The sequence below is a fragment of the Leptospira alexanderi serovar Manhao 3 str. L 60 genome, assembly GCF_000243815.2.
In the GTDB taxonomy this organism is placed as follows: Bacteria; Spirochaetota; Leptospiria; order Leptospirales; family Leptospiraceae; genus Leptospira; species Leptospira alexanderi.
On the sequence record NZ_AHMT02000047.1, the window covers coordinates 30,001 to 32,500 of the forward strand.

The 2,500-nt window shown below is 40.9% G+C and carries 3 protein-coding genes (1 of these 3 cut by a window edge); all 3 read left to right on the forward strand.

Features of this window, described 5'->3' with window-relative positions; translation table 11 throughout:
- Tightly spaced (at most 6 nt apart), the 3 genes in view from LEP1GSC062_RS14685 to LEP1GSC062_RS14695 form a layout consistent with a single transcriptional unit that may run on beyond the window.
- On the forward strand, positions 1-738 hold the 3' portion of the coding sequence (locus LEP1GSC062_RS14685) for an AI-2E family transporter (RefSeq protein ID WP_139356684.1). 393 nt of this gene lie to the left of the window's left edge; the window shows 738 of its 1,131 coding nt (coding positions 394-1,131); its start codon lies off the left edge, out of view; the stop codon is at positions 736-738.
- A 6-nt stretch (positions 739-744) separates the two neighbouring features.
- Complete coding sequence (gene xseA, locus LEP1GSC062_RS14690) at positions 745-2,013, forward strand: exodeoxyribonuclease VII large subunit (RefSeq protein WP_020984651.1); 1,269 nt, start codon at positions 745-747, stop codon at positions 2,011-2,013.
- 2 nt (positions 2,014-2,015) lie between these two features.
- Positions 2,016-2,306, forward strand: a complete 291-nt coding sequence (locus LEP1GSC062_RS14695; RefSeq protein WP_010578979.1) for an exodeoxyribonuclease VII small subunit — start codon at positions 2,016-2,018, stop codon at positions 2,304-2,306.
- Positions 2,307-2,500: the final 194 nt, after the last annotated feature.

A 2,500-nucleotide genomic window follows, 5' to 3' on the forward strand; every position in this document is an offset into this window, starting at 1 on the left:
GAATTCTTTTGGGTAAAAGTTCCCGAAATCTACGGAGAATTCGCGGAGAATTACGTGGATATTCTCAATTTGGACAGCATCTACGGAATTCTGAGTAACGCGTCTTCTTTTATTTTAGGAAACATAGAACTACCGACCGGAATTTTGATGAATCTATTCTTCGCACTTTTAGTATTATTCTTTCTCTATCAAGACGGAAAAAAAGTAGAACGATTCATTTTGGATAATCTTCCCTTTTCCAGACAGTTGGAAGAACAGGTTGGAAGAAAAGTAACTTCCGCGGTTCAGACTGTAATCCGAGGAAATCTCATTATATCTATCCTGCAAGGAGCGGCTGTTTATGTTCTTCTTTTGATCGCGGGAATTTCGAGCCCGTTTTTATACGCGAGTTTAGCCTCATTCTTTTCCATCATTCCGGTTGTAGGAACTTCCGTAGTTTGGCTTCCAATCGGACTTTATATTCTCTTTTTGGAAAATAATCCGATGATGGCCTTCTTTTTTATGGGGAATGCGTTGTTCTTTTATCTCGCTTTGGAAAATTTCGTAAAGCCCAGAATGCTCGATAAAAAATTGCAGGCACATCCACTTCTGATTTTTTTGTCGTTGATTGGAGGAATCAAAGAATTCGGAATCATGGGATTAGTGTTGGGTCCAGTCGTAGTCACGTTAGTTGTCATTCTTTGGGATTTTTGGAAATTATATCGCAAGGAATTAATTTTGAGCAAGGGACATCGGTAGTAAATATTGGAAGATTCCAAACCACTTACCGTTTCGGAAGTCACAAGAATCCTTAAGAACCTAATCACAGGATCCAAAGATTTAAAGAATATCTGGGTTCGAGGAGAAATTTCCAATTATAGCAAAGCCAGTTCGGGGCATATTTATTTCTCCCTTAAAGATTCAAGTTCACTGATGCGATGCACTTTTTTCAACTACTCGAACAAGAATTATTCTGGAAAGCCCCTCTCCGATGGAAAGGAAGTTCAGGTCTATGGAACGATTACACTCTACGAAGCCGGAGGTTCTTACAATCTCAATGTGACTCGAGTGGAAGAATTGGGACAAGGGGATATTCTACTCCAAATCGAAAAACTCAAACAGAAGCTCGCGGCCGAAGGAATCTTTGATCCGGAACGAAAAAGAAGAATTCCGTCTTTTCCGAAAACTCTCGGTATTGCAACTTCTCCCTCCGGCGCGGCAATAGAAGATATTATCAAAATCGCCCGTTCCCGTTTTCCGGGAATTAACATTCTCATTTCTCCTTGTTTCGTTCAAGGAGACGAAGCCCCGGACTCAATCGTCGCCGCGATCAAGGAACTGAATCATCCCAGTTGGGAGGTCGACGTAATCATAGCAGGTAGAGGAGGAGGTAGTTTCGAAGATCTGATGGCGTTTAACGACGAAAAGGTGGTTCGGGCTTACGCAAATTCCAGAATTCCTATTATCTCCGCGGTGGGTCATCAAACCGACGTTTTATTAAGCGACTTTGCGGCGGACTATTCTACTCCGACTCCCACCGCGGCGGCAGAATATGCGGTTCCTAAAGAAGAAGATGTGCTTCAATTCTTAACCCAATTGGAAGGAAGGCTGAAAACCTCCCTACTTGCAAGAATTTCATCCAGCAAAGACAGACTCAGACTTTTGTCCGGAAAGTTTATTTTTAAGGAACCAATGCAACTTCTCAACCAAAGAAACCAAAGAGTGGATGAGATTGGAGTTCGTTTGCAAAAGGCTCTATTCAACAAAGTGGGTCTGGCCCGAGTTCGGTTGGAGCGATATGAAGATCTTACATCCAGAATGCGGAATATTTTTTTTCACAAAAAACAAAGAGCGGAATTTTGGACTACGAAGGTGGAAGACCTTTCTCCACCAGCCACGATGAAACGGGGATATTCGATTCTTAGAAACCAAAAAGGAAAAATCATACGATCTCCGGAAGAAACAAAACCGGAAGAAGAATTACAAGTTTTACTTTCAGGTGGAACGATACAAGTGATCAGAAAAGGAAAATAAGAATGGCGGAAACAAGATCAAAAATTTCATTTGAAGACGCTCTGGTTGAGCTCGAACAAATCGCAGAAAAATTGGAGCGCCAAGACTTCAGTCTGGAAGAATCTCTCAAGGCGTATGAAAGAGGGATGGAACTTAAAAAAATCTGCCGGGGAATTTTGGATTCTGCAGAAGGTAAGATAGAAGCCCTTACCAAAGACGAATCGAAAAAGACAAACAAAACCGGTTTTCGGGCAGAATCCAAAACGACAGCTCAAACTTCCTCCGATTCCGCTTTAGAAGAAGATCTCTTTTAATTTTCCGGTAAAATTACGTTGAATTTGTAGTGACCATGACTAAAGTAACGGCTGCATTTTTTTTACTCTCGTCAACTTTGTTCATTTTCCTTTTTTGACCTGTTAATCTCCTACTCTTAGAAAAGTTTCCTTTATTTTCTTAAGAACTTGGCCCAAAATCAGTTACAATCATTCCATAAGTTTCATAATAAAAC